Here is a 26,675-nt window from a genome sequence, read left to right as displayed (position 1 = left end):
TTTCGTGAAGGATTCCAGGAAACTACCGAGAAAAGAATCGTAGGCACGCGCAACTTTTTACATCCCCGGCAGTCTAATTATGCAAAAGGCCGCTTGGGGATCGGAATCGCAAGGAGGTAATCCTGATCATGACCGATTCCCAGCTTATCCGAGAGATTAAAGAAGGTAATCTGGAATGCTATGCTGAACTGATTCGTCGATATGAGAAAAAGATCCTCTCCTTTGTTACTCACTTACTTCGCCAGGCTCATCTGGAACATATCGCAGAGGATATCTGTCAAGAGACGTTTTACAAGGCGTATAAAAGCATTCACTCTTTCCGAGATGTAGAAGCTACTTTTTCTACCTGGCTCTATACGATTGCCCGCAACACCGTGCTCAGCGAGCTGCGCAAAAGCCGCAATTCGGACGTGTATCTCGATGATACACTGCAAGTTCCTGTTGCCTCTGCCAAGGCGTTGCCCGAACAAGTGCTGCTTCGCAACGAACGGGAGCTGATGGTCAGACAGGCGATCAACAACTTGCCGGAAAAACAGCGTTCGGCTCTCATTTTGCGAGAATATGAGCAGATGGATTATTCCGAGATCGCGACGATCCTCGATTTGACAGTCAGCTCCGTAAAATCATTGCTGTTCCGCGCGCGGCAAAGTATTAGAGGACAGTTGGAAACCTACATCCTGGACCCTCATTTGGATGAAGCTGAAGGGATGAATCGATGATGAGATGTGAAGAAGTTCAGGAAATGTTACCTGAATACGCCGAAAATCTGCTACCCGAGGTTACCAGGCGCCGTGTAGACAATCACATGGCAACCTGTTTTGCCTGTCGCGCTGATTATGAGGTTTGGTCGGACAGCGGAGAATGGATGAAGATGGACAAGGAAGAATACCACTCTGTCACTCCATCTCGCTCGATCGTTGATGCGGTCATGGCTCGAATTCTCTCCGAAGAGAAATGGGCCATTCCGATTGGACGGAAAATCTTTAGCGTGACAGCCAGAATGCGGCGTATGGGCGCGAGTGTTGCCGTCGTGCTGCTGATGTTGTTCAGTTTCACGCTGTATTTGAATACCAGCTCGACAGAACAGGCAGACTCCCTGGTGATTAACGGTGAAGTCATGGCGCTGAACACGCCAAAGGTACAGGTGATTTCTTCCTCCATGCAGTCTGACGATGGTACCTATGTAGTAGAAGCGGGGACGCCAAGCGCGCAAGACGAGCCCCTCGCGAACGCAACTGCATCCATCGTGCCGGTCGATGGAAAGCCGGACAACAGCGACTTTACCAAACCCAACTACAGCGTCGTGCTCAGTGTTTTTGGCATTCTTGTTACGGTGATTACAATGAGCTGGCTAACGCGAGCATAATGGTATATGATCGTAAGGTAAGAAAAAGACCGTCCTCGGACGGTCTTTTGTAGCTCTACAACGGGTGGTATCATCCGCGCAACTTTACATATGAGGTGAGCAGCAATGCCGAAAAAATGGCTCTATGTCATAGACGAAGCAGTCAAGCGTATCGAGAACGACGAAGTGGAACTTGGACTGACCGCCCTGCAAAAAGTGCAGGAACACGGCAGGGATTTGCCGGAAGTGATGATATATCTGGCAGAAGTATGGTACCGGCTGGGACATCTGGAGGAGGCGTCCGCCCTGCTCACCGAAGTCGTGGAGAAAAATTCGGGAATGGAGCCGTCGCTGCGCCGCGAGTGCCAAATGCTTATGGCAGAAATCGCGCTTGATTCCAGCGATTATGAGACGGCGCAGCACTTGCTTTACGAATTGAAGGAGTCCGGCTATGAGAGCATTCAGCTCGATTTGCTGCTGGCAGATCTGTACGCCTTGCAGGATCTGGACGAAGTCGCTGTGAAATACCTGGAACAGGCGCGCCAGAAAGAACCGGACAACCAGGACTTGCTCGTTGCCCTTGGCAATCTGTACTTCCGCATCGGCGAGGATCAGAAAGCCTTGAAGGTGCTGGAGCAGGCAGGGGAGGAGAGTCTCTCCTTGCTGATGATCAAGGGACGGTCGCTCGCGCAGGGAGGTCAGTTTGAACAGGCTTATCAAGTGTTCCGGCAGGCGCTTTTGCTCGACCATTCCCCGGAGGTTCTCTACGGGTGCGCAATGATGGCGTTCCACCTTGGCCGCCTGGAGGAAGCCTCTGATCTGGTCAACAGCTTGCAGGCCCTGGATGAGGAATACGTCGCGGTTTACCCGCTCGCGGCAGACATCGAGCTTTCCCTGGGCCGAACGGAAAAGGCAATCGAATCCTTGAAGCAGTACGTCGCTCTGTCAGGGTTTGATCTGGACCAGATTCGCCGTCTGATCGCCCTCTTGACCCAGGCAGGTCGCTACGACGAAGCCAAGGAATACCAGCAGTTGCACGATCTGTGGGACGAACAAGCCGAAGAGGAGTAACCTTAAACGCAAAGAAATCAGGAAGTCACGCTGGTGGCTTCCTGTTTATTTTTCCGCATATTGGCAAGAATGAGGGATACAAGGATGTCATCGCAAAGAAGGGGTGCAAGGATGAACTTGGCTGAGATCTTGGTGTACACCGATATCCGGCAGCTCCATCAAATTGCCAACCATTACGGATGCGAATGCAACCCTCATTCCAAAAACGACCTGATTACGTCACTGTTGTCCAGTCTGCGGCACAGGCTGACAATCTCGCAAGAAGTTGAACAATTGACGAGCGAGGAAACGCATTTTTTCTTGCTGCTGTTCCTCGATAAACGAACGGTCATGTCGCTGGAAGACTTGCTGGCCAAGGCGGGGATCGTGCTGGATTGCAGCAAGGAAAAAAGGCAGGAGGAAGCCCGCCGCTATATTGCTGCCGCGATGCGACGGGGATGGATCTTTCCGGCCAAGAGCAAAACGGTGGGAATGTACCAGATTCCTTCGGACATCCGCGAGCCGTACTTGCAGGGCTGGCTGGAGCGGTGGCGCGGCGAACACCGGTTGGTCACACCAGGGCCAAAAGCCTATCGCGATGAAGGAACTGCGCTTTGTGACGATATCATGCAATTTTTACAATTCCTGCAGCAAGCGCCGCTTCCCCTCACGGCAGAGGGCGGAATGTACAAGCGGCACCAGCAGCAGCTGTTCCAGTTCCTGCACGTGAAGGAAGAGCCGCTGCAGCCGCAAAAATGGCGCTTTGGCTACGGGCTGCATTTTGACCAGTATCCGGATCGGTTTTCGCTGCTCTACGACTATTGCTACTTTCACAAATGGATTGAAGAGGCAGACGGGTGCGTCGCCATCACAGACGAGGGCAGGGAGCGATTGCAGCTTTCTTACGAGGATCAGCATTACCACGATCTGATACGCTTCTGGATGCGTCTGTACAAGCGAGCGATCCCGAATCTGCCGATGCTGGTTCAGCTCATTCCGCTGATTGCGGCAGGCGGGTGGGTCAGCCTGCAGACATTGCAGGAGACGCTCCTGCCGTGGATCAAGGAGTTCTACTACGATGAACCTTCCAACATTTTGATGAACCGCGTCTGCAAGATGATGGTACATCTCGGATTGCTCCGGGTCGGCCAGGACGATGACGGGCAATGGCTGTACACGGCGACGTACGCCAGCCAGACATGGCTTCGCAAATACAATGGCTTTACGGAAACGACTATTTCATTGAAGTGAGGGATGGGTATGGAGTGGCCAAGTTTCTATTCCAACGCGTACGGAACAAACAATCAAATGGTAACCGGACTGCTGTCAGAGATGGTGATCGACGAGCAGATGCGCCTTTATCGAAAGCGCACATTGTATCAGGAAATTGACGAAGCCTTGGCGAACAAGGACAAGGAAGTGTTCTTGCGCCTGACCGACGAACTCAAGGAAATCATGTCCTACGAACAGGCGTAGGAGGAGCAATTGCCAGTCTCCGCAGATTCATGGTACGCTAGTTTCCATAATCTACGTGTGGAAGAGGAGACGACGTTATGCAGTGGAATGTGGCTGAAACCGAAAACTGGGAGGAGATGCGGGTTTTTGTGGACACCGCACTTCTCCCTATTTATTTGTACCGCTCCGGCGTGTCCGTGTCCGAGCATGTGCTGCGGATGAATTACCTATTGAACGTAGCGGCGGCAATCGAACAAAAACTAAAGGGCAGGGTACTCCTGTTTCCGGTCAGCTACCATTTCGCGGACGAGCAGCCTGCGCAGCCGATACCGGATGGCTTTGACTTCTGTGTGCTCCTTCATTTTCGCAGCGATCGCGTGCGTAGCGTGGAGGCTGAGACGGGACGCAATGTATGGATGCTTCCAGTCGGGGATGAGGAACTTGAATCTGCGCTTCGTTTTGAAGTGACCGTTGATGTATTGTACAAAGAAATCATTCGTTTTTGGCAAACGAACAGGAAGCAATAGAGAAAGCGGTTTCAGGTAATACTACAGGAAAATGGGAGGGGCAATACGCTATTTTTGACAAAATAGCAACAATCATCTTCCTTGCAGGGATTGGAATCAGACATGTCCACTGGACATTCTTGACATCTGAAAAGGCGTTAGCTATGATTGGGATTGACCTAGTGTATATGTAAGAAAACGCCATCGCAGCGCTATTTTACAGGATAAGGAGGGAAAAAAGAGATGGGCGACAAACGCGAAATGTCCAGACGTACATTCTTGAACTACGCTCTGATGGGAACTGGCGGGTTCCTTCTAGCGGGTATGACCACTCCAATGATTCGCTTTGCGGTTGATCCCTTGCTAAAAGGACATGCAGGTGGAGATAAAGTGGCAGTTGGCAGTCCGGATGAGTTTGGTGCCGAGCCGAAGCGCGTGGAATTTAAGGTACATACCAAGGACGGTTGGTATGAATCCGAATCTACACTGTCTGCCTGGATTACCAAAAACGACAAGGGTGAGATCCTCGCTCTGTCCCCGATCTGTAAGCATTTGGGTTGTACAGTAGACTGGAATGCCAATCCTGAACACCCGAATCAGTATTTCTGTCCGTGCCATTTGGGCCGTTATACCATTAACGGTGAACACATCCTGGGTACACCTCCGACAGTATCCCTCGATGAGTATGAGACAGAAGTAAAAGATGGAAAGCTGTATCTGGGGAAAGTAAAAGCAAATCCTCGTCCGGGGGTGACAGGCTAAGATGTTGCAAAAAATGTATGACTGGGTCGATGAGCGCCTGAACATCACTCCGATGTGGCGCGATTTGGCAGACCATGAAGTACCTGAGCACGTGAACCCGGCGCATCATTTTTCCGCTTTCGTTTACTGCTTTGGTGGCCTAACGTTCTTTATTACTGTTATTCAAATCTTGTCTGGCATGTTCCTGACGATGTACTATGTGCCAGACATCATCAATGCGTGGGAATCCGTCAACTACCTGCAGAATGAAGTGGCCTTCGGGGTAATCGTACGCGGTATGCATCACTGGGGTGCCAGCTTGGTCATCGTGATGATGTTCCTACATACGTTGCGCGTATTCTTTACAGGGGCTTACAAAAAGCCTCGCGAGCTGAACTGGGTAGTCGGCATGCTGATCTTCTTCGTCATGCTGGGCCTTGGCTTCACCGGTTATCTGCTTCCTTGGGATAATACCGCTTACTTTGCGACCAAAGTAGGTCTGGAGATTGCTAACTCCGTTCCGCTTATTGGTCCTTATGTCAAGATGCTGTTGACAGGCGGAGACATCGTAGGGGCACAGACGCTTTCCCGCTTCTTTGCCATCCACGTGTTCTTCCTGCCAGGCGCACTGCTTGGCCTCCTGGGAGCTCACTTTGTAATGATTCGCACACAAGGTATTTCCGGACCCCTATAATCAGTCTTCGATCACTAAGGAGGTAATAGCATGGCTAAACATGACAAAGATGCTACCTTCGTCGGAGACTCGCGGGTATCGGCGAAGCGCATCCCGAACATTTCTCCATCCTACTCCGATTTTCCGGGAAAAACGGAACCTTTCTGGCCGAACTTCCTGCTGAAAGAGTGGATGGTGGCAGCTGTCTGCCTGGTCGGATTCCTCGTGCTGACGGTTTCCCATCCGTCGCCGCTGACTGACAAGGCAAACCCGAACGATACTTCCTTCGTTCCGTTGCCAGACTGGTACTTCCTGTTTCTGTACCAAATGCTGAAATTTCCTTGGGCATCCGGTGACTGGGTAGTCCTCGGAACCATCATTATCCCTGGCGTGGCATTCGGCGGTTTGATGCTGGCTCCTTGGCTGGATAGCAGCAAAGAACGCCGTCCAAGCAAGCGCCCTGTAGCGACCGGTTTGATGCTGACGGCTCTGGTAGGGATTTTCTATCTGACCTGGGCAGCCGACCACGAGCACTCCCTCAATCACCCGAAAGCGGGCGGTGGACATGGCGGAGGCGGCGGTTCCAGTGCTGCAGCTCCGGCTCCTGCTGATTCCAGCTTCAAGGCGGATGCCATTTGGAAAGCGCAAACAAGCTGTATGGGTTGCCACGGTCAAAACATGGAAGGGGCCGTTGGTCCTAACCTGCAAAAAATCGGTAGTAAATACGATGCCACGCAAATTGCCGACATCATCCATAACGGGAAACCGCCTGCAATGCCTGGCGGTATGATCAAGGATGAAGAGGAAATTAAAAAGCTGGCTGAATATATGGCAAGCTTGAAATAAGCTAATAGGGAAAAAGCTGGCTGACGCAAAGGTCAGCTTTTTCTTTAGCGGCGTACATAGCGGGAGACGATAATCATATGATCTGGTGGGAGTGGTTTAGGCATTCGTTGGGGAAAAGATGGTTTCTTTGGACGCTGTTTGTCATCAATCTGCTGGGGACGATCTACGGATTTATTTGGTACGGCAACCAATTGGCAGAGACACCCGCGTTCTTAACACCTTTTGTTCCGGATAGCCCAACCGGGAGCGGACTCTTTACGCTGGTTCTGCTTACCTATTTGTTGGGTCGCCACATTCCCGTACTGGAAGCATTAGCGGGCATAACCAATTTTAAATATGGTGTTTGGGCGGTATGCGTGATCTTGGCTGGATGGATGATGGGGAATGAAGTGCGCTGGACGGACGTCATGTTAATCATCTCGCATTCAGGAATGGCTGTGGAATCTGTCCTGTATGCACGGTTTTACAAGTTGAGTCTGCTGCCTGTCGGAATCGCGGCTTTATGGACCCTGAATAACGACTTTCTGGATTACGTGATGAATATTCATCCATGGTTGCCGAGTGTACTCGACCCTTACGAAGGGATTGTTGGCTTGTTTACGGTTCTTCTCAGCCTGATTTCCATCTCTGTCATCTGGTTTGTGAATAGCAAATCCATAACAAACAAGGTCTAATCTTGTCCTCCTTTCCATAGTCTGTACAAGGGAAAGGAGGTTTTTGCGTTGAAGAAAAACATCCGCTACTTGCTGTTTTTCCTGGTGATCGGTCTGTTCTTGTCATGGCCCATCCACAATCTTTATTCCAAGCTGGATCAGCCTGTTGAAGAAAAACAGTTGGCAGCTCTCGATCAGATCGCAAACGAGCTGTTAGCCAATGTAAAAAAAGGAGACATCGAGAACGCGCAAAAGCATATTAAGGAGCTTGCGGAGCAATTTCCCAACCAGCATTTGCCGGTGCCGATCCGGATTGAGAGCCTCAATGCGGTTACGCAGTCGATCCTCGCAGCCAAGCAAAGCTTCGCCTCTGCGAATGCAAGCGAGCAGCAACTGCTGTGGCATGCCACACAGGTGCGGGTAGCGATTGATGCTTTGACACATGTGCATCAACCGATGTGGAGAAGCTACTATTCTTCTTTTGCGACCCAGGTGCAAAATTTGCAGCAATCTGCGGTCGAGCGGAATTATTCGCAATTTCGCGATCAATTTGACGAAAACTATCGATTGTATCTGGCAATCAAACCAGCCATGAGCATTCGCCTGCCGGAAGAACAGATGGCGTCGATTTCCCAGGCTTACGACGACATATCCAAAGAATTACGCAATGCGCGGATTGATTGGCAACAGGTGCGAGAGGCGCTGCGAGATTTAAGCGGATCGATGCAGCTTGCTTTTCTGGGCGAAGAGAGAAGCACCTTTGCCCGGTTGATCATGCGCCCGGATTCTCCGATGACGATGATCATCTCTGTAGGGGTAGCCTTGCTTATCTGCCTATCGTATGCGGCGTGGCGAAAATACGATGGAGAAATCCGCTCTGCCTGAAACAGGGGGGAATGAAGCTGGGGCTTCCAGATATGGAAAAAGACGCGGGCCAGTATCGAGCCGCGTCTTTTTGTTTCGGTACTGCTGTCTAGCTTTGGATCGGCTGCTTGTTTTCGTCGAGTGTAAAGCCTTCGCCCAGCACCTCGTGAACGTCGTTGACGATGACAAAGGCGTGCGGATCTACTTCCTGGACGATGCTTTTGAGGCGCATGACTTCATTGCGGCTGACGACAACGTAAATGACCTGCTTGTCGTTGCCAGAAAATGCTCCTTTGCCCGAAAACAGTGTAACGCCGCGGCCAAGATCCAAAATCTGCTTGCAAATTTCTTCCGTACGCTCGGAAATGATCGTCAGTGCTTTGCCAGCGTACGCGCCGTCCTGGAAAAAGTCGATCACGCGTGCCGCGATGAAAACGGCGACGAGCGTGTACATCGCGCTCTCCAGATTCAAATAGACCAAAGAGGCGCCGATGACGAGAATGTCGCCCAAAAAGAGCGTACGCCCCATGCTGACTCCCATATATTTTTGCAACAGCCGCGCGATGATATCGACGCCGCCTGTAGTCCCGCCGTAGCGGAAAATGATGCCCAGGCCGACACCAACAGCCACTCCCGCATACAGTGAAGCGAGCAAGCGATCGTTCATCGGGAGGGGGAGAACATTGTCAAACACGGACAAAAAGACGGAGAGGGATACGGTTCCAAGGATCGTATAAAAGAAGGATGTCCGGCCGAGAATTTTCCACCCGAGAATGAACAGCGGCACGTTTAGCACCAGGAATACGATCCCTTGATCCACGCCGGGGAACAGCAGCTTGATCAAAATGCTGATGCCTGTGATGCCGCCCTCTGCCAGGTGGTTCGGAATGTTGAAGGAGTTGATGCCGAACCCCATGATGGCAGATCCAAGGATGATGGCAATGATGCTCTTGAGACGTACATTCATAAAGTCCTCCTGTTCGCCAAGCGGTTTGATGGCGCTCCCGATTGGCCTGTGATGCAGCGAAATGCCACGTTACCTGATGCCATACGATTGCCATTATAATGGAACGTTTCTTCCATTGTCCATATGCTGGAAAGCGGAAGCATTGAGATTTGGCAAATGAAGCCTTTTCGGTTACGATAAGTGAAAGAGACAAGCATGTTCAAGGAAATGGAGTGAGCCGATGGAACGACAAAAGACCATGCAGGAAATGCAGCAGGAAGTGGACAAGTACATATCGCAATTCAAAGAGGGCTATTTTTCTCCCCTGTCCATGATGGCGCGTATGACCGAGGAAGTAGGAGAGCTGGCTCGTGAGATTAATCACTACTACGGCGAAAAGCCCAAAAAGCGCGACGAGGGTGAAAAAACCGTGGAGGAGGAGCTGGGCGACGTGCTCTTTATCGTCATCTGCTTCGCCAACTCCCTGGGAATCGACTTGCAGGAAGCATTTGATCGTATTATGCACAAATTTAATACACGCGATAAAGATCGCTGGACGAGAATAGGAGCGAAGCAGGACTAATGGAAAAACAGATTCGTGTCGCAGTCGCAGGAGCAAATGGTCGAATGGGTCAAGAGGTCGTCAAAATGCTGGGGGAAGATGCTCAGCTCATCTATACAGGCAACCTGGAAACGCGTGGGGATGAGGCGTCCATTCAGGAGCAGATGGAAGCAATGAAACCGGATGTGCTGGTGGATTTCACAACGCCGCACAGCGTATACCGCCACTTGGAAATTTGCTTGCAATACGGAGTGCGGCCTGTCGTAGGGACGACCGGGCTGACGCCGGAACAGCTGCAGGAGATGACGGAACGCTACCACGAGGCAGGTCTTGGGGCGATTATCGCACCGAACTTCGCGATCGGGGCGATTTTGTGCATGAAGTTTGCGGTGATGGCGTCCAAATACATGCCGCATGTAGAAATTATCGAGCTGCACCACGACCGCAAGCTTGACGCTCCGAGCGGCACTGCGCTGAAAACGGCGGAGATGATTGCAACTGTGCGGGAAAATATTCGACAAGGGCATCCGGAAGAAAAGGAAATCATCCCGGGCGCGCGCGGCGGAGAGTATGAGGGTTTCCGTATCCACAGCGTCCGCCTGCCGGGCATGGTCGCGCATCAGGAGGTGCTGTTCGGAGCTGTCGGGCAGACGCTGTCCATTCGCCATGACTCCATCAGCCGCGAATCCTTCATGCCGGGCGTCAATATGGCAATCAAGGCAGTTGTCAACATGTCGAATCTGATCTACGGTTTGGAACATTTGATTGATTAAACAAATGTATAAAACAAGGGCATGAGCGATCACAAGAGAACAGGAAGGGAGAGGTCTATATGAAAATTGCTTTGATAGCTCACGATCGAAAAAAGGAAGAAATCGTTCAATTGGCGATGGCTTATGCAGCGATCTTGAGTCAGCATACGCTGTTTGCGACCGGAACGACTGGTCTGCGCATCATGGAAGCGACAGGCTTGCCCGTCACCCGCGTCTTGTCCGGACCGATGGGCGGAGACCAGCAGATCGGTGCCATGATCGCCCGTAACGAAATGGATCTCATCATCTTTTTGCGTGATCCGCTGACAGCTCAGCCGCATGAGCCGGACATTACCGCGCTGCTTCGCCTGTGCGACGTGCATAAAATCCCGTTTGCCACCAACCTGGCGACGGCAGAAATCTTGCTCAAGGCGTTGCAGGGGGGTGAACTGGACTGGCGTGATGTGGTACATAAGGAGAATGAACAAAAATGAATGACCTGGATATACTGGCGATCGGGGCACATCCGGACGATGTGGAGATCGGTGCCGCCGGCAGCTTGATTGTGGCAGCCAGGCAGGGCAAGCGCGTCGGGATATTGGATCTGACCCGTGCGGAGCTGTCGTCCAACGGAGATGTAGAGCGCCGTCAGCAGGAAGCGGCGGCAGCCGACAAATTGCTCGGTGTTATCAGAAGGTACAACTTCGGCTTGCCGGACCGTGGTCTGGAAGCCGTACGGGATGAGGCGATCAGCCGGGTGGTTGAGCTGATTCGCCAGACCCGTCCGAAGATCGTGCTGGCTCCATACCATCAGGATCGGCATCCCGACCACGAGAGCGTCAGCCGAATCGTCCGTGAAGCTGTCTTCAACGCGGGAATCCGCAAATATCAGGCAGAAAAAGGACATCCGGCATATCGGCCAGGGCAATTGCTCTACTACTTTATCAATTCGACGGTGACTCCACAGGTTGTCGTCGATGTCACCTCCGTTTACCCGGACAAAATGGAGGTTCTGCGATGTTACCGCAGTCAATTTGAACTGGAGGAAGGCAGTGTTGCCACTCCGCTGACAAACGGGTACCTGGAGATGGTCGAGTATCGGGAGCGTCTGTTTGGCCAGCAAGCCGGCGTCACCTACGCAGAAGGTTTTGTGAGTGCTGCGCCTTATGTATTGGCCAACCTGTAGAAGGAGTGACTTCCAGAATGAACATCGGGATTACCTGTTACCCGTCCCTGGGCGGATCAGGCGTCGTTGCCACGGAATTGGGCAAATTGCTTGCGGAGCGGGGACATCAGGTGCATTTTATTACCTCGGGCATGCCGTTTCGCCTCGGGGCCTTTCATCCGAACATTTTTTACCACGAAGTAGAAGTAAACAACTACGATGTGTTCAAATATCCGCCTTACGATTTGACACTGGCCAGCCGAATGGCGCAAGTCGCGCACAATGAAAAGCTGGATTTGCTGCATGTGCATTACGCCGTACCGCACGCCTTGTGCGCGTTTTTGGCAAAGCAGATGGTCGGACCGCATCTGAAGATCATGACAACGCTGCACGGGACGGACATTACCGTGCTCGGCTACGATTCCAACCTCAGCGAGCTCATTCGCTTCGGTATCGAGCGCAGCGACATGGTGACAGCCGTCTCCAACGATTTGATCCGGCAGACGAAAGAGTTGCTAAACGTAGAAAAAGAGATCGTTCCCGTTTACAACTTTGTAGACAAACGGCGCTACTACCCGAAAGAAGTCGGGGAGCTGAAGAAAAAATTTGCGCCTCGGGGCGAAAAAATTCTCATGCACATCTCCAATTTCCGTCCGGTCAAACGAGTGCCGGATGTCGTGGAGGTTTTCGCCAAGGTGCGCGAGGTAGTACCTTCCCGCCTCATTCTGATCGGAGAAGGGCCGGAGATGGGCGCCGTCCGCAATATGATTGCAGAGCGAGGCTTGACCAGGGACGTTTGCTTTTTAGGCAAGCAGGAAGACGTGGCTGAGGTCCTGTCTTTGGCGGATGTCATGCTGCTGCCTTCCCAAAAGGAGAGCTTCGGGCTTGTCGCGCTGGAAGCGATGGCGTGCGGAGTGCCTGTCGTGGCTTCATCTGCCGGCGGTTTGCCGGAAGTCGTGCTCGACGGGGTAACCGGCTACTTGTATCCGATCGGCGATGTCGAGGGGATGGCGCAGGGGACGATTCGTCTGCTTCAGGATGAAGAGATGTACCGGACTTTTTCCCGCAACGGCATTGAGCGGTCCTGCCAGACGTTTTGCCACGAGACGATTGCGTCCCAATACGAGGCGCTTTATAAGCAGCTGCTCGGATAACAGTAGCATGAACATTATGGACGATGGCTGTTGCTTTTGGCGATTTGGTGCAATTTGGAAATAAAGATGAAGAGACCGTATAAAAACTTCATCGCAGATTCCTCCTTTGGCAGGTGGAAGGGATGGGAACAGAGGGAGCGAGCATGGGAAAAGAACAGGCGGTACGGATACTGCAAACCTTGGAGGAGCATGGCTTTGAAGCCTATTACGTCGGTGGCTGCGTCCGCGATTGGCTGCTCGGAAGACCCGTTCACGATATAGATATATGTACGAATGCCCATCCTGGCGACGTGATTCGCCTTTTTCCCGACCCTGTCCCTACCGGGCTCAAGCACGGGACGGTCTCTGTAAAGATGAACGGCCTGTTTTTTGAAGTGACGACGTTTCGCACAGAAGGAAAGTACGAGGACTACCGGCGGCCGAGCGATGTGCAGTTTGTCGCCGAACTGCGGCTGGATCTCGAACGGCGCGATTTTACGATGAATGCGATGGCGATGGATCGTCGCGGAAATTTGCAAGACCCGTTTGACGGGCGAAAAGATCTCGCGGATCGCGTCGTACGCGCTGTTGGAGAGCCGGAGCAGCGTTTTCGCGAAGATGCTTTGCGTTTGCTGCGGGGCATCCGCTTTGCCGCACAGCTGGACTTCGCGATTGAGCCGGGGACGCTGCTGGCGATGAAAAAGACAGCACCCCTGCTCGCGCACATTGCTGTCGAGCGGGTGCGGGAAGAACTGAACAAGACATGGGACAGCCAGGCGCCCCACAAAGGCTGCCAGCTGCTCCACGAGACGAAGCTGTTCGCGTACTCCCCGCTGCTCGTGCAATTGGTCGAGCGGGCGAGTGCCCAAGCGTGGCGGTTGGTCCATCTGGAGTCATTAACGCAAAAATGGGCCGTCCTCATGTACGCTGCCGCTTTTGACGAAGAAGCGGCCCGGCAGATTTGTGCCCAGCTGCGCATGTCGAAGCGTGATACGGAAGCGATCGCTGTACTGGTAGCCTTGTTGAACCGGGTGCAACCGGATTGGGACGTCTCAAAAGCCGTGGAATGGGGACCGCTGCTGCTGGCGAAAGGTGAAAAGACTTGCCGCGAGCTGGCGTCGGCCCTGCGCGGTTGCTGGTGGAACAGGCGGGAAGAAGCGGTCTTCCGGGACCTTGAGGCGACGTATAATGCGATGCCCGTCAAATCGGTGAAAGACCTTGCTGTGACCGGCATGGATTTACAGGTAGCCATGCAGAAGAAACCGGGCGAATGGATCAGCCGCGTCCTGGACACATTGCTGATACAGGCTGCCTTGCACGGGCTGCCAAACACACCGGAAGCCTTGCTTGAGGCAGCGAAGAGAGAGGTAGCACGAGATGAACATTAAACAGGTCATTATCAAAGCGTTTCACGATCATCCCGGCGAGTTTATTTCCGGCGAAGAATTGAGCCAGACGTGCGGCTGCTCGCGGACGGCTGTCTGGAAGCACATCGAGGAGCTGCGCAAGGACGGCTATGAGGTAGAGGCGGTTCGCAAATCGGGTTATCGGCTGATTGCGGCTCCCGATCGCCTGTCCGCCGCCGAGATTACGGCAGGCCTGGACACCAAACACATCGGTCAGCGCGTGATCGCCTATGATGAAGTTGTGTCAACGCAGCCGCTCGCCCAGGAGGCTGCGGCAAAGGGCGCAGAAGAAGGCACGCTGGTGCTCGCAGAGATGCAGACGGGCGGAAAAGGCCGGCTGGGCCGTCCCTGGCATTCGCCAAAAGGAACAGGCATCTGGATGAGCCTGGTCATTCGTCCGGCGATCCCTTTGCCCAAGACGCCGCAGATCACGCTATTGACGGCCGTGACTGTCGCACGAACGATTCGCGAAGAGACGGGACTGCCGGTGAAAATCAAATGGCCCAATGATATTTTCATCGGGGATAAAAAGGTGTGCGGGATTCTCACCGAGCTGAATGCGGAATCCGACCGCGTCAATTATCTGGTAATCGGCATCGGCATCAATGCGAACAGCGTGGAAGCAGACTTTCCGGAAGAACTGGCCGCGATTGCGACCTCGCTTCGGATCGAATCGGGTCAGCCGGTGAAACGGGCTGCGTTTATCCGGCAATTTTGCCGCTTTTTTGAAGAGGAATACGACTATTACTTGCAGCACGGCTTCGAGCGGGTAAAGACGGAATGGGAGAAGAACTCCTACACGATCGGCCGGTGGGTGAGTGTCCAGACGATCTCGCAAAAGCTTGAGGGGCGTGCCGTGGCGCTGGACGATGAGGGCGTGCTGATGGTCGAAGACGAGACAGGCGCCATCCACAAAGTGTATTCAGCTGACGTCAATTATCGTGCAAATCCGTAAATCTTCTGTTATACTCCAGGTGGAGGCTGTATCACTGCGGTGAACGGTACTCCCGGAGTATTTTTGGTCTATTTGCGTATACCTAAGTGAATGAATCGTGTATGGACAAAAATCTGCTCAGAGCCTGTGAGGACCGAGACAGAAGGAAATCCGTAAAGATGCTGTATGTCTCTTTGGCATGGACAACCTTCTCCCGTATTCGGCGAGAAGGTTTTTTGATTCCATTTGCCCACAGGTTTAGCGCGTACAGAGGTGGAAAAGAATGGCAAATGGCAACAAACCAATCACGACTTCCGACATTCGGAAAAAGAAAGAAGCGGGCATTCCCATCACCATGATGACAGCATACGACTACCCATCGGCGAGGCTGGTCGAAGAAGCCGGGGTCGACATGATTCTCGTCGGGGATTCGCTCGGTATGGTCGTCCTTGGCTACGACTCGACGATTCCCGTGACGATGGAAGACATGGTCCATCATACGAAAGCAGTGACCCGTGCGGCGAGACGGGCTTTTGTCGTGACCGACCTGCCGTTTCTCAGCTACCACGGCACGGTGGAGGAAGGCGTGAAAAATGCAGGACGGCTGATGCAGGAGGGCGGAGCGAAAGCCGTCAAAATGGAAGGCGGAAAAGAGCTTGCCCCGCTCATCACACGCTGTGTCCAGGCAGGCATCCCTGTGGTCGGGCATATCGGGCTGACGCCGCAATCCGTCCACCAGCTGGGCGGCTACAAAGTGCAGGGCAGAGACCTGGAACAGGCACAGCGGCTGCTGGATGACGCCCTTGCCCTGCAGGAAGCGGGAGTGTTTGCGCTCGTTCTGGAGTGCGTGCCAGAAGAGGTGACCGGGATGATTGCGAAAAAATTGGAAATTCCGGTCATTGGCATCGGAGCGGGTGTGACTTGCGACGGTCAAGTCCTCGTTTTCCATGATGTGCTCGGCTACGCTTCGCAGATCACGCCGAAATTCGTGAAGCGCTATGCGGACATCGGCGCGGCCATCAAGGAAGCGGTGGCGTCGTATGTCAGCGAAGTGGAGAACCGCAGTTTTCCTGCTTCCGAGCATGTCTTTCACGCTTCGGAGGATACGATCAAACAGTTGTACGGTGAAAGGGTGACTCAGTCATGATTCAGACGATGCAGCAAATCAGCACGATCGCAGAAATGCGCGTTCATATAAAGGAAGCACGGCGCCAGGGCAAGACCATTGGCATCGTGCCGACCATGGGCTTCCTGCATGAAGGCCATCTGAGTCTCGTGAAGGCGGCGAGAGAAAAATGCGACCTGGTCGTCATGAGCATTTTTGTCAACCCGTTGCAATTTGGCCCCAACGAAGACTTCGACCGCTATCCGCGCGATTTGGAGCGCGACCGGGAGCTGGCCCGTTCGGCGGGCGTCGATCTGCTGTTTACCCCCGAAGTGAGCGAGATGTATCCGAAGCCGATGCTGACGAACGTATCCGTATCGACGGTGACGGAGCAGCTGTGCGGCAAATCCCGTCCCGGCCATTTCGATGGCGTGGCGACAGTGGTGACCAAGCTGTTTCAGATCGTTCAGCCGGATTACGCCTTTTTCGGGCAAAAAGACGCGCAGCAGGTCGCAGTCGTCACCCAGATGGCGTTCGACCTGTCCATGCCAGTCGAGATCGTCCCTTGTCCGATCGTGCGGGAGGCGGACGGCCTTGCTTTAAGCTCGCGCAACGTGTATTTGTCTGCAGAGGAGCGCGAGCAGGCGTTGGTTCTCTCGCGCAGCCTGAAACATGCGGAAAAGTGGCTGGCAGAAGGGGTTGCCCTGGATGAGGTGCGCGGACGAATCATCCAGATGATTTCAGAAATGCCGCTGGCGCAGATCGATTATGTGGAGCTGCTTACCTATCCGGATCTTTCCCCCGTTTCGGCGCGCACCCCGGGACAATCGATCATCGTGGCGCTGGCTGTCCGCTTTGGAAAGACGCGACTGATCGACAATTTGATTACCACCATCTAAGAGCGACAGAAGACCAAGGGAGGAATATGCGTGCTGCGCACCATGATGAAAGCGAAAATTCACCGTGCCAGAGTGACAGAAGCGAACCTGAACTACGTCGGCAGCATTACGATCGACAAAAACATCCTGGATGCCGTGGACATTTGGCCCAATGAAAAGGTGCAGATCGTCAACAACAACAATGGCGCCAGACTGGAGACGTACGTCATTGAAGGTGAGCCGGGGAGCGGAGTCATTTGCCTTAACGGCGCAGCCGCCCGGCTCGTGCAGGAAGGGGATGTCGTCATCATCATCGCCTATGCCATGATGACCGATGAGGAAGCTCGCACGTACAAGCCGCGTGTGGCGATCATGGACGAGAATAACCGGATCAAGGAAATGCTCGGGGAAGAGATCCACGCAACGATCCTCTAGCTGGCCGTTCTGTATAGAGCCACCCGCCTTGTGAGACAATGAAGGTACTCACGCCTCACAGGGGGTGGCTTTTGCGTGAATATAGACGAATGGTTCCACGATTTGCGAAAGAAAGTGGAAACGATCGAGGAGAAATGGCCGGGCGCTTCGGAGGAGGAACGGCTGCAGCTTGTCGACCAACTGTATCATTTGCGCCAGGTCAGCGATACGGTCGTGGATCATTGGCTGCAATTTGAGGAGCGCCTGTCCGAGACAATTCGCCGGGTCAAGGAAATGGAAGGCCAGCTGCCGCCAGCAGAAGGCAAGGTGCCGGCAGCAGCGGCGAATGAAGCGGCCAGTACAGCCGCGTCGATACAGGATGAAAATGAGGCAGATGCCCCCAAAAAAGCTGCGCCAGACAGCCAAAAAAAGGAAAGCAATCCGTACGAGCCGATGTTTCGGCGTGGGGAAGGCTTTTACCATTTGCGGATGTATCAGGATGCCAAAAAGTGTTTTGCCGAACTGATCGAACAGTCGCCTGACTGGGAGAGCGGACGGCTGTACTACGCCTACAGCCTGTTGTTCTCCGAGGAACGGGAGGCCGCTCTTCGTGAATTCCGGCTCTTGAGCAGGTCAGCCAGCTCCCCTGCCGTAGTCGCCATCAGCTACAACGCCATCGGGTGTATTCTCGCCGAAGAACGGAAGTGGCTCGAGGCCGCCCAGGCGTTCAAGCAGTCACTCGAAGTCAAGCCCGACCAGGAGGAGGCGCGCTACAATCTGGCGCTCTGCTACTTCAAGGACGGAGATGCCAAAGAAGCCCTGGATGAGATCGAGAAGTGCCTGCATAGGGACGAGAACGACTGGGAAGCGCAACTGCTCTGGCTGCGGGCTGCCCAAAAGCTGCAAGCCATGGACGTGAATGCCGAGTTGACGCCGCCTGCATCTTTGCAATTGCCTTCGCGTGAGCTGGACAACGAAACGCTGCAAGAAATGGCCTCCCTGTATGAATCAGCGGGGAACTACCACCGGGCGCAAGTCTGTTATCATTTCCTGACGGAGCGGTTGCCGAGAGAGGGCTGGGCTTGGCATGGCCTCGCCTGGAACACCTGGCTGATCGCCGGGACGAAGAGGGCAATCACGCTATTGAAAAAGGCGATCAGCCTGTCTCCGCAGCACAACGATTTTATTTTCAGCTATGGCTGGATGCTGTTGTTTGACGGAGATGTGGACAAGGCCATGGCCGTTTTTCGCCGCTTGCTGGAGCGGGATCGGGACAATCGGCTGGGGCAATCCGGCATGATCTCCGCTTACGAAAAGCTGGGAGAGTTGCAGGCTGCCAAACGTTTGGCGAAGCAGTTCGCGGACGATCCGGAGCCGTATGTCCAATCTCTTGGTTACTTTCACCTGGGGCGGCTGGCACTCGTCGAGGAAAACTGGCGTTTGGCGGAGCAATACTTCCGGCGGATTCTCCCGCATGCTGACCAGTTCCGGGAAGTTCCCGTCTACATGCAGCTGTGTGCCAGCAAATTAGGGGAGCCGGTGCGGGAGATCGAGTTGCTAAGTCCCTAAACCAGGCGAAAAAGCAGGAAATTGCCATGCTGCTGCCGAATGGGGTAGAGTGAGCGGATGCAAGAACCCGCCCAGGTTATGAGGTGACAAACGCTTGAATCGATTACTGGTAGTAGATTTTGAAACAACGGGAAGCCATCCGCGCCACGGCGACAGCATTATCCAGATCGGAGCTGTTGCCATTGACAACGGGCAAGTGACAGACAGCTTTTCTACCCTGGTCAATCCGGGACAACCGATCCCGTCTTTTATTACACAATTAACGGGCATTACGGAGGAGATGGTCCGCGATGCTCCTTCGCTCGAGGAAGTTTTCCCACGTCTTTTACGAATGCTGGATGGCCGGGTCTTCGTCGCCCACAATGCCAGCTTTGATCTCCAGTTTTTACAAGAAGCCCTGCTTAGTCAGGGCTATTATGCGTTTGACGGCTACGTGCTGGACACGGTGGAGCTCTCTCGCCTCCTGATGCCGACGCAGAACAGCTACCGGCTGGGGGAGCTGGCATCGGAGCTTGCGATTGAGCATGACAATCCGCATCAGGCGGACAGCGATGCGATGGCAACGGCACAGCTGTTCCTGCATTTGCTGGAAATTTTGCAGAGCCTGCCGCTGGTGACGATCCAGCGACTGCAACTCCTGGTGTCCTCCTTTCGTTCCGACATCACTGTGCTGCTGCGCCATGTGGAAATGGAAAAAATGGCTTTGCTCCCGCAGCTGGACACCGATGCTTCCCCGGGCGAACCGGCAGACATGTGGGATGTGTACCGCCAACTCGCTTTGCGCAAACGGGAAGAAAAACTGACGGCGTCCTTTCAGCGTCCGCCGCAAACAGAAGCCCCGCCTGCTGCCTTCCCGCAGCTTTTGGAGGACGTCCTGGGCGATGGCGGAAGCATGTCGACGCACGTCGCGGGCTATCAGCGCCGGGATGCGCAGGAAGCGATGATGCACGCCGTCTATGACGCGATACAGGACGGTGCGCATCTGCTGGTGGAGGCAGGTACTGGCACGGGCAAATCGCTGGGCTATTTGCTTCCGGGGATTGTCTGGGCGAAGCAAAATCAGCAACAGCTCGTGGTCAGTACCAATACGATCCAGCTGCAGGAACAGCTGTTTCACAAAGAAATTTTGACGCTGCAGCAGACGCTTCCTTTTGACTTTACCGCCTCTACGCTGAAAGGCAGAGGAAACTACCTGTGTCTCCGCAAGTTCGAGCAGGCGCTGGAAGAGCCGGTGGAGGGCAGCAGCCAGGAAATGCGGCTGGTCAAAGGCCAAATGCTGATCTGGCTCACCCAGACAGAGACCGGCGATGTGGAAGAGCTTAGCATGCCGCCGGCGGGACAGCTGTTCTGGCAGCAGGTCAAAAGCGATACGGGCTCCTGCCTGAACCGGGCGTGCCCGTGGTTTAGCCGCTGTTATTACTTTCAGGCCAAGGAGCGGGCGAAAGACGCTGACGTCCTGATCGTCAACCACGCGCTGTTCATCAGTGATCTGCAGGCCGAAAACCGCATCCTGCCCCCATATGAAGTCGCGATTCTGGATGAAGCACACCATTTGGAAGACGCCGCTACCCAGCACCTGGGCAAGCAGTTCACGACGACGCAGTTGCTGTTTCTTCTGGACCGGGCTTCTGTAGAGGAGGGCAGCGCCTTGTCCCGGTTCGTCGAGGAGTGGGAGAACTGGATGGGCGCCCCGCAAAGCTTCGTTGAGGAGCAGTTGGCAGAGCTGACGCGGGTGTCCGGTACTTTGCGCGACAAGGCGCAGCACTGGACGCAGCTGTTGTACGCCTGGGCGTCCGAGCGTGCGGAGGAAACGACGGACGCTGGCAGGGAGACCGTTCGCTATCGGCCGGAATCATTTTCAGGCAAGCACGAGCGCATTCGCAAGTCGACCCGAAAGCTGATCGAGGTCATGACGGCTTTCGGAGAGGTGCTTGATCGGCTGGTTAGAGAGGTTCCGTCCGAGGAGAAGCCGCCATTTGCCCTGCGCAGCCTGCGTACCGACCTTTCAGGGCTGCTAAACGACTGGCAAAAAACGGTAGAGCTGCTGCACTTCTTTTTGCTGGAGCAAGATCCTGAATATGTGTACTGGATGGAAGTCGAGTCGCGGCTGGCGCGCAAGCAGGTGCATCTCTCCGCTGCGTTGCTGAAGGTCTCCGATTCGCTCTCTGAGCCGCTTTTTGCCCAAAAGCGGAGCCTGATTCTCACCTCGGCGACGTTGACGGTGAAAAACAGCTTCTCGTACATGCTGGGCCGCTTTGGACTGGACCTGTTGCCGGAAGGGAGGGTCCGCACGTTGTCGCTGCCTTCCCCGTTTGATTACGAGAACCAGGGGCTGCTTTTGATCCCGTCTGATTTCCCTGCGCCGGGCAAGGAAAACGATGGGACTTATCTTGATGCTGTCGTCCAAGGCTGTCTCGATGTCGTTCAGGCTTCCGGCGGCCGGACGCTGATCCTGTTCACGTCCCATTCGATGCTGCGGCTCGTTTATCAGGCGATGAAGGAACGGCTGGCAGGTTCCCCGGATTCGTACACGCTGCTGGGACACGGCATCGACAGCAACAACCGCAGCAAGCTGGTGGGACTGTTCCAGTCGATTGAGCGCAGCGTGCTGCTCGGGACCAGCAGCTTTTGGGAAGGCGTGGACATTCCGGGGGATGCCTTGAGCAGTCTGGTCATTGTCCGTCTGCCGTTTACTCCGCCCAATCATCCGGTCTATCAAGGACGCGCCGAGATGCTAAAGGCAGAAGGAAAAAATGCGTTCATGTCAATGGCTTTGCCGCAGGCGGTCATTTTGTTCAAGCAAGGTGTCGGAAGATTGATTCGCCACCATCTGGATCGGGGTGTCGTTGTCGTATTTGACACGCGGGTCGTGGAGTCCAGATACGGCCGCGCCTTTCTGCAATCTTTGCCGCCGTATACGATCGAGAGCGGTCCGTGGCCGACGCTGCGCGAGAAGATCGCTCCATTCCTCGGTATGTCCCCCCTGTCTGGCTCATAATAATGAAGCAATAGTCTCCCAGGGATTTAGGTGATAAAATAGATGGGATGGAAAACGACATGGCGCTGGCTGTTGCTTGGTTTTACTGCGGCCTTCCTGTTTACCTGCACGCTTGCAGGACAGTCCCAAAGTGCCATCAAGGTGGAAGATCCGTATGCCAGCGACAACGAGCAAGACTTTGTCGGTCTGGTGCTTACTTTCTTTGCGCTGCCTCACGGGGAAAGCACCCTCGTCCGGTTTCCAGGGGGCCAGACAATGCTGATCGATACGGGCAGTGAGGAAGACTGGTCTGTTTTGGCGGAACGATTGGCAGAGCGGAAGCTGACGCGGCTGGACTATCTGGTCGTGACGAACGACCAGCCGGAGCACACCGGAGGATACGCGTCGTTGGCCAAAACGATTCCGGTGGACACCGTCATTTTGCCTAAACTGATTGAACAAACCATCTTCAAGGCTCTGCCGATTGAAGCCTCCCAAAAACGGATGACGGCTGTCGCTGGCCAGGAAATCAGGCTGGAGGATGGCGTCACGATGCAAGTGCTGCTTCCCGAGGAGCCGTTGTTTTTGTCGCCGCAGAACAATTCGCTCGTCTTTCGTCTGCAGCATGGTCGCTTGCGCTATTTGTTCGCAAGCGGAATCAACGAAGAGGCGGAAGAGCGGCTGCTGGAGCGGCATCCGGAGCTGCTCGCAGCGGAAGTGCTGAAAGTAGGGGGACAAGGCAGCAACCAAGGTTCGTCCCAGCCCTTTCTCACCAAGGTGGACCCCCAGGTGGCCATCATCCAGACGGGCAAGTCGCGCGAGAGCATGAAGGAAAGCCGTACGGAAGTGCTGGAGCGGCTCGGCGAATCGTGGGCCGAGACGTATATGACCGACCGCGACGGGACGATTACGATCTTGTCGAACGGGAAGGACTACCGCATCCTGAAGCAAAAGAAATGAAGAGGGGTGGCCGAACGTGGCCAAACAAGAGAAGATTTCAGAGGCGGTTGTCCGTCGTCTGCCGATCTATCTGCGCTACCTGAGTTATTTGCAGCAAGTGGGCGTGGCAACCGTTTCCTCCCAGCAAATGGGCAAGAATCTGGACGTCAATCCTGCGCAAATCCGAAAAGATCTCGCCACGTTCGGAGATTTTGGCAAAAAGGGGATTGGCTACGAAGTCAATTATCTGATAGAGAAAATACGCCAGATTCTGAAATTGACCGATGAAATTCGGGTTGTGCTGGTAGGCGCGGGGCATCTGGGCCATGCCATCAGCAATTATAACGCTTATTTGAAGGATAACATGCGGATTGCGGCCATTTTTGACTGCGATCCCGAGAAGCTGGGAAAAAAGGTGGCAGGACTGACGATCCAGCCACTGGAAGAGCTCGCGGAGACGATCGCGGCTCTGAATATCAAACTGGCGATTATCACTGTCCCTGCATCCGCAGCGCAGTCCGTATGCGATCAGTTGACCGAAGCGGGGATCAAAGGGATCTTGAACTTTGCGCCTACCACAATTCGCTCTGCCAAGGACGTGCGTATCCACTATGCGGACGTCACGTCCAACCTGCAGAGCCTGGCTTATTATTTATCGTAAAAAGGACGGAGTGTATTCATGAAAAAGACGATCCTCATCCACGCAACCGTAATCACTGCAAACGACCAGAACGAAGTCATCCACGATGGGGCAGTAGCCTTTGAAGGGGACAAGATCACCTACGTCGGACCAACGCCGGAAGACCTCACAGATGCCGGCTACGATGAAGTCATCGACCAAAGAGGCGACTATATTCTGCCGGGTTTCATCAATACTCACGGACATGCCGGCATGTCGCTCCTGCGCGGCTATGCCGACGATTTGCCGCTGCAACAGTGGCTGGAAGACAAAATGTGGCCGCTGGAAGCGCAGTTCACCGGCAACCACGTAAAATGGGGCACGCAGCTGTCGCTGATCGAAATGATCCGTACAGGTACTACGACGTTCGTCGATATGTACGACCACATGGACGAGGTAGCCAAAGCGGTTGAGGCAGCAGGGATGCGCGCCCGTCTCTGCCGGGGAATGATCGGGCTGTGCTCGGAAGAAGAGCGCCAGGTGAAGCTCGCGGATGCTACGGCATTTGCGAAGGAATGGCACAATCAGGCAGACGGACGCATTACCGTCATGATGGCGCCGCACGCTCCTTATACGTGCGACCCGCGCTTTATTACGCAAATCATCGAAAAAGCAGACGAGCTGTCGCTGCCGCTGCACATCCACATGTCGGAAACGGCCTGGGAAGTGGGGCAAAACGAAAAGGATTACGGGCTTCGTCCGGTCGCCCATCTGGAGAAGCTGGGCATGTTTGCCCGTCCGACGCTCGTGGCTCACGCTGTCCATTTGACGGATGAAGAGATTGACATCTTGGCAAAATACCAAGTGAGAGTTTCACATAACGTAGTGAGCAACCTGAAGCTGGCGAGCGGCGTGGCACCGGTACCGAAGATGCTGGCAAAAGGCATCAGCGTCTCGCTGGGAACGGACAGCTCGGCCAGCAACAACAACCTGAATCTGTTTGAAGAATTGAAGCTCGCGGCGATCTTGCACAAAGGCGTGAACAACGACCCGGTGGCCGTGCCTGCGGAGGAAGCGCTGCGGATGGCGACCCGCTACGGAGCGGACGGCGTATTCCAGGCAGATACCCTTGGTTCGATTGAGGTAGGCAAGCAAGCGGACCTGATCGTGCTGGACAGCCATCAGGCGCATTTCCACCCTGCGCATGAGCCGATCTCACATGTCGTGTACGCAGCAAATGGCCGGGATGTGAAGGATACTATCGTCCAAGGGAAATACTTGATGCGCAATCATCAGCTGCTCACGATCGACGAGGAGCGGGCGATCTACGAAGCGAATCGCGTATTCCAGACATTGAAACGGTAAAAAAGGCCCCTGTCTTGGTGAGGACAGGAGCAAGAGGGTTAGGTGTAGGTAGGGGAAATTGGGTAACACAACTGCTTGCCGTGCCTATTTTCGCCACAACTCGGTCAGGTGATGATGGCGAAAGTGAAGAGTGGGTGTGTGAGACGAACTGCGAAGTGGTGAAGACAAGGCTGCCCAGGAGACGCGGTATTCCTGCAACAAAAACCCTAGCAAGTCAGGTGATGGAGTCTGCCCAGAGCTTTTCACGCGCTCACCTCCTTGGGGTGTACATGTAGTATGACCGTCGTGCCCCATGCTATGATTAGCAACTTTTCCGTCCTGTTCTAAAACCTTCCCGTTGCGCATAGGCATAAGAAAAAGAACGGGACAGGGGGAGTGGGACATGTATGTCCGGCCCAAACTGCTCTGGTGGCTCATCCCCATTTTTCTTTGCCTGTTTCTCGTGGGCATGTTGCTTGGAAAGTTTGGCGACCAAGGCGATATGAAAGGCGGGCGGGTTATGGAGCAGGGAGCAGGCTCGGGTTATGACCCGATGACACTGTCGATGCTGCTTGACCAGCTGACGAGGGACGAGGAGCGTTCCTTTGTCGTCTACGTGCACAGCGAGGCGCTAAACGGAAGGTACCAGCAGGAACGGTTTGAACTCTCCGGGGAGATGGCGGGCCATCAGGTGCACATTTCCCGTAACGGTGAGCAGCAAGTAAGCGTAATACAAGATGGACAACCTCTGGACCAGGCGACGACACTGCCCTATGCGCTCTATACGCCGTATGAGCACGCGGCCGTAATCAAAAGCGTCATGCATTCCGTGGCGCCGATTGCCGTGCAAGACCCGAGCGGCAGCGGCTGGAGGGGATATCGCCTGACGGTGCCGGAGCGCGAGATGGGTTCCCTGCTCTCGCTTTGGCTGGGTCCTGCCTTTACCGGAAGCGAGCTGAAGCCTGAACTGACCAAAGGATTCGGCGTCACCTACCAACTTTGGTACGAGCCTGTTTCGGGTCAAATCAGGCAAATGGACATCGCGTTGCAAATCAGGACCGCTGCAGGCGAGAAGCGCGACGAGCTGCGGTTTCGCCTGTAGCGCCATGGAAAAAAGGAGTTTGAACTGTGGTTGTGCGTATGATCGTGGTCGTAATTGCCGCCCTGCTGGTCGTGGGAGCGGGATTTGCGTACCATCTGACCTCCTTTGTTGTGGGGGGGAGAAGCAGCTTTGACGAGCAAGTGATGAAATGGGTGGAGGAGCGGACGACAATCAGCCAGGTGGAGTCGATTGACGAGTACCGCGGGAAGCAGAGCTACGCTGTCGTGATCGGGAAAAACCAGGTCGGTACTCCTGTCGTGGCGTGGCTGACGGACAAGACGGCTGCGTTCGACCGGATGGACCTCGCCGTCCCGCGCAAAAACGTGGAGGAGGCTGTCGCCAAAGGATTTCCGGGAGCAAAGGTGACGCACATCGTGCCCGGTATGGAAGGCGACAAGCGCTTCTGGGAAGTCACCCTGAAGGACAAGGACGGGCGATTCCGCTATTTGCACTACGATTTGTTCAGCGGCGCTCTGCTTGCTTCTTATGTATTGTCTCCAACCTCTTGAAAATCGATGCTTGTCTGGGGCCACTCCTGCGGGGGAGGCCTCTTTGTATTGTTCTGAACTTCGTCAATGGCTTGACATGCACGGCAGATGGAAGTTCAACCAGGAAGTGTAAAAAATTTTGATATACTCATGTGATATACTGAATGGGCAGAGAATGAGAAACGAAAGTAGTTTAAGGGGGAGAAGCT

Annotated in this window: 29 protein-coding genes; 28 read left to right on the top strand and 1 reads right to left on the bottom strand. The window is 54.3% G+C overall.

From position 1 onward, the window contains the following. Positions 1 to 128 precede the first annotated feature (128 nt). The 11 genes from ACFSO0_RS17655 (at position 129) to ACFSO0_RS17605 (ending at position 8,154) form a co-directional block, all read left to right on the top strand. The gene (locus tag ACFSO0_RS17655) at positions 129 to 719 is read left to right on the top strand and encodes an RNA polymerase sigma factor (protein WP_376882454.1); all 591 of its coding nucleotides are present in this window, start codon (positions 129 to 131) and stop codon (positions 717 to 719) included. Then, the gene (locus tag ACFSO0_RS17650; RefSeq protein WP_376882451.1) at positions 716 to 1,366 is read left to right on the top strand and encodes a zf-HC2 domain-containing protein; all 651 of its coding nucleotides are present in this window, start codon (positions 716 to 718) and stop codon (positions 1,364 to 1,366) included. Before ACFSO0_RS17655 ends, ACFSO0_RS17650 begins: the two co-directional genes overlap by 4 nt. Positions 1,367 to 1,471: 105 nt before the next feature. After that, the gene (locus ACFSO0_RS17645; RefSeq protein ID WP_376882449.1) at positions 1,472 to 2,416 is read left to right on the top strand and encodes a tetratricopeptide repeat protein; all 945 of its coding nucleotides are present in this window, start codon (positions 1,472 to 1,474) and stop codon (positions 2,414 to 2,416) included. Positions 2,417 to 2,527: 111 nt separating this feature from the next. After that, positions 2,528 to 3,646 (top strand): hypothetical protein, encoded by a 1,119-nt coding sequence (locus ACFSO0_RS17640; RefSeq protein ID WP_376882446.1) that lies wholly within the window; start codon positions 2,528 to 2,530, stop codon positions 3,644 to 3,646. A gap of 9 nt (positions 3,647 to 3,655) precedes the next feature. Then, the gene (locus tag ACFSO0_RS17635; RefSeq protein WP_376882444.1) at positions 3,656 to 3,871 is read left to right on the top strand and encodes an IDEAL domain-containing protein; all 216 of its coding nucleotides are present in this window, start codon (positions 3,656 to 3,658) and stop codon (positions 3,869 to 3,871) included. 77 nt (positions 3,872 to 3,948) lie between these two features. Further along, positions 3,949 to 4,377, top strand: coding sequence for a DUF2487 family protein (locus ACFSO0_RS17630; RefSeq protein WP_376882441.1), 429 nt, complete (start codon positions 3,949 to 3,951; stop codon positions 4,375 to 4,377). A gap of 222 nt (positions 4,378 to 4,599) precedes the next feature. Beyond that, complete coding sequence (locus ACFSO0_RS17625) at positions 4,600 to 5,118, top strand: Rieske (2Fe-2S) protein (RefSeq protein ID WP_376882438.1); 519 nt, start codon at positions 4,600 to 4,602, stop codon at positions 5,116 to 5,118. A 1-nt stretch (position 5,119) separates the two neighbouring features. Beyond that, positions 5,120 to 5,791 (top strand): menaquinol-cytochrome c reductase cytochrome b subunit, encoded by a 672-nt coding sequence (gene qcrB / locus ACFSO0_RS17620; protein ID WP_376882436.1) that lies wholly within the window; start codon positions 5,120 to 5,122, stop codon positions 5,789 to 5,791. A 30-nt stretch (positions 5,792 to 5,821) separates the two neighbouring features. Then, a complete protein-coding gene (locus ACFSO0_RS17615) occupies positions 5,822 to 6,616 on the top strand; it encodes a menaquinol-cytochrome c reductase cytochrome b/c subunit (RefSeq protein ID WP_376882433.1) in 795 nt (264 codons plus the stop codon). Positions 6,617 to 6,693: 77 nt separating this feature from the next. Next, positions 6,694 to 7,290, top strand: a complete 597-nt coding sequence (locus tag ACFSO0_RS17610) for a DUF1405 domain-containing protein (protein WP_376882430.1) — start codon at positions 6,694 to 6,696, stop codon at positions 7,288 to 7,290. Between the two features lie 48 nt (positions 7,291 to 7,338). Further along, a complete protein-coding gene (locus ACFSO0_RS17605) occupies positions 7,339 to 8,154 on the top strand; it encodes a sporulation protein YpjB (protein WP_376882427.1) in 816 nt (271 codons plus the stop codon). An 88-nt stretch (positions 8,155 to 8,242) separates the two neighbouring features. Here the strand turns inward: ACFSO0_RS17605 and ACFSO0_RS17600 are convergent, their stop codons facing one another. Further along, positions 8,243 to 9,100, bottom strand: coding sequence for a YitT family protein (locus ACFSO0_RS17600; protein ID WP_376882425.1), 858 nt, complete (start codon positions 9,098 to 9,100; stop codon positions 8,243 to 8,245). Positions 9,101 to 9,320: 220 nt separating this feature from the next. Between ACFSO0_RS17600 and ACFSO0_RS17595 the strand changes: the two genes are divergently transcribed. The 17 genes from ACFSO0_RS17595 (at position 9,321) to ACFSO0_RS17515 (ending at position 26,487) form a co-directional block, all read left to right on the top strand. Beyond that, entirely contained in the window at positions 9,321 to 9,662 is a 342-nt protein-coding gene (locus tag ACFSO0_RS17595) for a nucleotide pyrophosphohydrolase (RefSeq protein WP_376882422.1), read from the top strand. Further along, entirely contained in the window at positions 9,662 to 10,414 is a 753-nt protein-coding gene (dapB, locus tag ACFSO0_RS17590; protein ID WP_376882420.1) for a 4-hydroxy-tetrahydrodipicolinate reductase, read from the top strand. Before ACFSO0_RS17595 ends, dapB begins: the two co-directional genes overlap by 1 nt. 59 nt (positions 10,415 to 10,473) lie before the next feature. Beyond that, complete coding sequence (locus ACFSO0_RS17585; protein WP_376882417.1) at positions 10,474 to 10,887, top strand: methylglyoxal synthase; 414 nt, start codon at positions 10,474 to 10,476, stop codon at positions 10,885 to 10,887. Beyond that, on the top strand, positions 10,884 to 11,579 hold the full coding sequence (bshB1, locus tag ACFSO0_RS17580; RefSeq protein WP_376882415.1) for a bacillithiol biosynthesis deacetylase BshB1: 696 nt from the start codon (positions 10,884 to 10,886) through the stop codon (positions 11,577 to 11,579). Before ACFSO0_RS17585 ends, bshB1 begins: the two co-directional genes overlap by 4 nt. A gap of 17 nt (positions 11,580 to 11,596) precedes the next feature. Beyond that, positions 11,597 to 12,712, top strand: coding sequence for an N-acetyl-alpha-D-glucosaminyl L-malate synthase BshA (gene bshA, locus ACFSO0_RS17575; protein ID WP_376882413.1), 1,116 nt, complete (start codon positions 11,597 to 11,599; stop codon positions 12,710 to 12,712). 143 nt (positions 12,713 to 12,855) lie between these two features. Beyond that, positions 12,856 to 14,079 carry a CCA tRNA nucleotidyltransferase gene (locus ACFSO0_RS17570; RefSeq protein ID WP_376883249.1) on the top strand — a complete coding sequence of 408 codons (1,224 nt, stop codon included), beginning with the start codon at positions 12,856 to 12,858 and terminating at the stop codon, positions 14,077 to 14,079. Beyond that, the gene (locus tag ACFSO0_RS17565) at positions 14,069 to 15,052 is read left to right on the top strand and encodes a biotin--[acetyl-CoA-carboxylase] ligase (RefSeq protein ID WP_376882410.1); all 984 of its coding nucleotides are present in this window, start codon (positions 14,069 to 14,071) and stop codon (positions 15,050 to 15,052) included. The genes ACFSO0_RS17570 and ACFSO0_RS17565 overlap by 11 nt, the downstream gene beginning before the upstream one ends. Positions 15,053 to 15,314: 262 nt before the next feature. Continuing rightward, on the top strand, positions 15,315 to 16,178 hold the full coding sequence (gene panB, locus ACFSO0_RS17560; RefSeq protein ID WP_376882407.1) for a 3-methyl-2-oxobutanoate hydroxymethyltransferase: 864 nt from the start codon (positions 15,315 to 15,317) through the stop codon (positions 16,176 to 16,178). Further along, a complete protein-coding gene (gene panC, locus ACFSO0_RS17555) occupies positions 16,175 to 17,035 on the top strand; it encodes a pantoate--beta-alanine ligase (protein ID WP_376882404.1) in 861 nt (286 codons plus the stop codon). Before panB ends, panC begins: the two co-directional genes overlap by 4 nt. A 30-nt stretch (positions 17,036 to 17,065) precedes the next feature. Beyond that, entirely contained in the window at positions 17,066 to 17,449 is a 384-nt protein-coding gene (panD, locus tag ACFSO0_RS17550; protein WP_376882401.1) for an aspartate 1-decarboxylase, read from the top strand. 75 nt (positions 17,450 to 17,524) lie between these two features. Continuing rightward, complete coding sequence (locus ACFSO0_RS17545) at positions 17,525 to 18,997, top strand: tetratricopeptide repeat protein (RefSeq protein ID WP_376882399.1); 1,473 nt, start codon at positions 17,525 to 17,527, stop codon at positions 18,995 to 18,997. A gap of 94 nt (positions 18,998 to 19,091) precedes the next feature. Further along, entirely contained in the window at positions 19,092 to 21,995 is a 2,904-nt protein-coding gene (gene dinG, locus ACFSO0_RS17540) for an ATP-dependent DNA helicase DinG (protein WP_376882397.1), read from the top strand. 42 nt (positions 21,996 to 22,037) lie between these two features. Then, entirely contained in the window at positions 22,038 to 22,934 is an 897-nt protein-coding gene (locus tag ACFSO0_RS17535) for a ComEC/Rec2 family competence protein (protein WP_376882394.1), read from the top strand. Between the two features lie 16 nt (positions 22,935 to 22,950). Beyond that, positions 22,951 to 23,574 (top strand): redox-sensing transcriptional repressor Rex, encoded by a 624-nt coding sequence (locus ACFSO0_RS17530; protein WP_376882391.1) that lies wholly within the window; start codon positions 22,951 to 22,953, stop codon positions 23,572 to 23,574. A gap of 18 nt (positions 23,575 to 23,592) precedes the next feature. Then, complete coding sequence (locus ACFSO0_RS17525) at positions 23,593 to 24,897, top strand: amidohydrolase (protein ID WP_376882388.1); 1,305 nt, start codon at positions 23,593 to 23,595, stop codon at positions 24,895 to 24,897. 382 nt (positions 24,898 to 25,279) lie between these two features. Further along, positions 25,280 to 25,978 (top strand): hypothetical protein, encoded by a 699-nt coding sequence (locus ACFSO0_RS17520; RefSeq protein WP_376882386.1) that lies wholly within the window; start codon positions 25,280 to 25,282, stop codon positions 25,976 to 25,978. A 26-nt stretch (positions 25,979 to 26,004) separates the two neighbouring features. Further along, positions 26,005 to 26,487, top strand: coding sequence for a cell wall elongation regulator TseB-like domain-containing protein (locus ACFSO0_RS17515; RefSeq protein ID WP_376882384.1), 483 nt, complete (start codon positions 26,005 to 26,007; stop codon positions 26,485 to 26,487). Positions 26,488 to 26,675 lie beyond the last annotated feature (188 nt).

Origin of the sequence: Brevibacillus sp. GCM10020057 (assembly GCF_042683565.1) — a bacterium.
Taxonomy (GTDB): domain Bacteria; phylum Bacillota; class Bacilli; order Brevibacillales; family Brevibacillaceae; genus Brevibacillus.
The sequence above is the reverse complement of the archived record's forward strand: the minus strand, read 5'-3'. Positions and strand labels throughout refer to the sequence as shown.

Excerpts from the sequence above, each read along its gene's own strand:
- dapB (WP_376882420.1), top strand. The coding sequence starts at position 9,662 with ATGGAAAAACAGATTCGTGTCGCAGTCGCAGGAGCAAATGGTCGAATG.
- ACFSO0_RS17520 (WP_376882386.1), top strand. The coding sequence starts at position 25,280 with ATGTATGTCCGGCCCAAACTGCTCTGGTGGCTCATCCCCATTTTTCTT.
- ACFSO0_RS17615 (WP_376882433.1), top strand. The coding sequence starts at position 5,822 with ATGGCTAAACATGACAAAGATGCTACCTTCGTCGGAGACTCGCGGGTA.
- ACFSO0_RS17645 (WP_376882449.1), top strand. The coding sequence starts at position 1,472 with ATGCCGAAAAAATGGCTCTATGTCATAGACGAAGCAGTCAAGCGTATC.
- ACFSO0_RS17585 (WP_376882417.1), top strand. The coding sequence starts at position 10,474 with ATGAAAATTGCTTTGATAGCTCACGATCGAAAAAAGGAAGAAATCGTT.
- ACFSO0_RS17535 (WP_376882394.1), top strand. The coding sequence starts at position 22,038 with ATGGGATGGAAAACGACATGGCGCTGGCTGTTGCTTGGTTTTACTGCG.
- panB (WP_376882407.1), top strand. The coding sequence starts at position 15,315 with ATGGCAAATGGCAACAAACCAATCACGACTTCCGACATTCGGAAAAAG.
- ACFSO0_RS17640 (WP_376882446.1), top strand. The coding sequence starts at position 2,528 with ATGAACTTGGCTGAGATCTTGGTGTACACCGATATCCGGCAGCTCCAT.
- ACFSO0_RS17610 (WP_376882430.1), top strand. The coding sequence starts at position 6,694 with ATGATCTGGTGGGAGTGGTTTAGGCATTCGTTGGGGAAAAGATGGTTT.
- ACFSO0_RS17570 (WP_376883249.1), top strand. The coding sequence starts at position 12,856 with ATGGGAAAAGAACAGGCGGTACGGATACTGCAAACCTTGGAGGAGCAT.
- ACFSO0_RS17600 (WP_376882425.1), bottom strand. The coding sequence starts at position 9,100 with ATGAATGTACGTCTCAAGAGCATCATTGCCATCATCCTTGGATCTGCC.
- ACFSO0_RS17630 (WP_376882441.1), top strand. The coding sequence starts at position 3,949 with ATGCAGTGGAATGTGGCTGAAACCGAAAACTGGGAGGAGATGCGGGTT.
- ACFSO0_RS17625 (WP_376882438.1), top strand. The coding sequence starts at position 4,600 with ATGGGCGACAAACGCGAAATGTCCAGACGTACATTCTTGAACTACGCT.
- ACFSO0_RS17595 (WP_376882422.1), top strand. The coding sequence starts at position 9,321 with ATGGAACGACAAAAGACCATGCAGGAAATGCAGCAGGAAGTGGACAAG.
- qcrB (WP_376882436.1), top strand. The coding sequence starts at position 5,120 with ATGTTGCAAAAAATGTATGACTGGGTCGATGAGCGCCTGAACATCACT.
- bshA (WP_376882413.1), top strand. The coding sequence starts at position 11,597 with ATGAACATCGGGATTACCTGTTACCCGTCCCTGGGCGGATCAGGCGTC.
- panC (WP_376882404.1), top strand. The coding sequence starts at position 16,175 with ATGATTCAGACGATGCAGCAAATCAGCACGATCGCAGAAATGCGCGTT.
- bshB1 (WP_376882415.1), top strand. The coding sequence starts at position 10,884 with ATGAATGACCTGGATATACTGGCGATCGGGGCACATCCGGACGATGTG.
- ACFSO0_RS17525 (WP_376882388.1), top strand. The coding sequence starts at position 23,593 with ATGAAAAAGACGATCCTCATCCACGCAACCGTAATCACTGCAAACGAC.
- ACFSO0_RS17650 (WP_376882451.1), top strand. The coding sequence starts at position 716 with ATGATGAGATGTGAAGAAGTTCAGGAAATGTTACCTGAATACGCCGAA.
- ACFSO0_RS17655 (WP_376882454.1), top strand. The coding sequence starts at position 129 with ATGACCGATTCCCAGCTTATCCGAGAGATTAAAGAAGGTAATCTGGAA.
- ACFSO0_RS17565 (WP_376882410.1), top strand. The coding sequence starts at position 14,069 with ATGAACATTAAACAGGTCATTATCAAAGCGTTTCACGATCATCCCGGC.
- ACFSO0_RS17635 (WP_376882444.1), top strand. The coding sequence starts at position 3,656 with ATGGAGTGGCCAAGTTTCTATTCCAACGCGTACGGAACAAACAATCAA.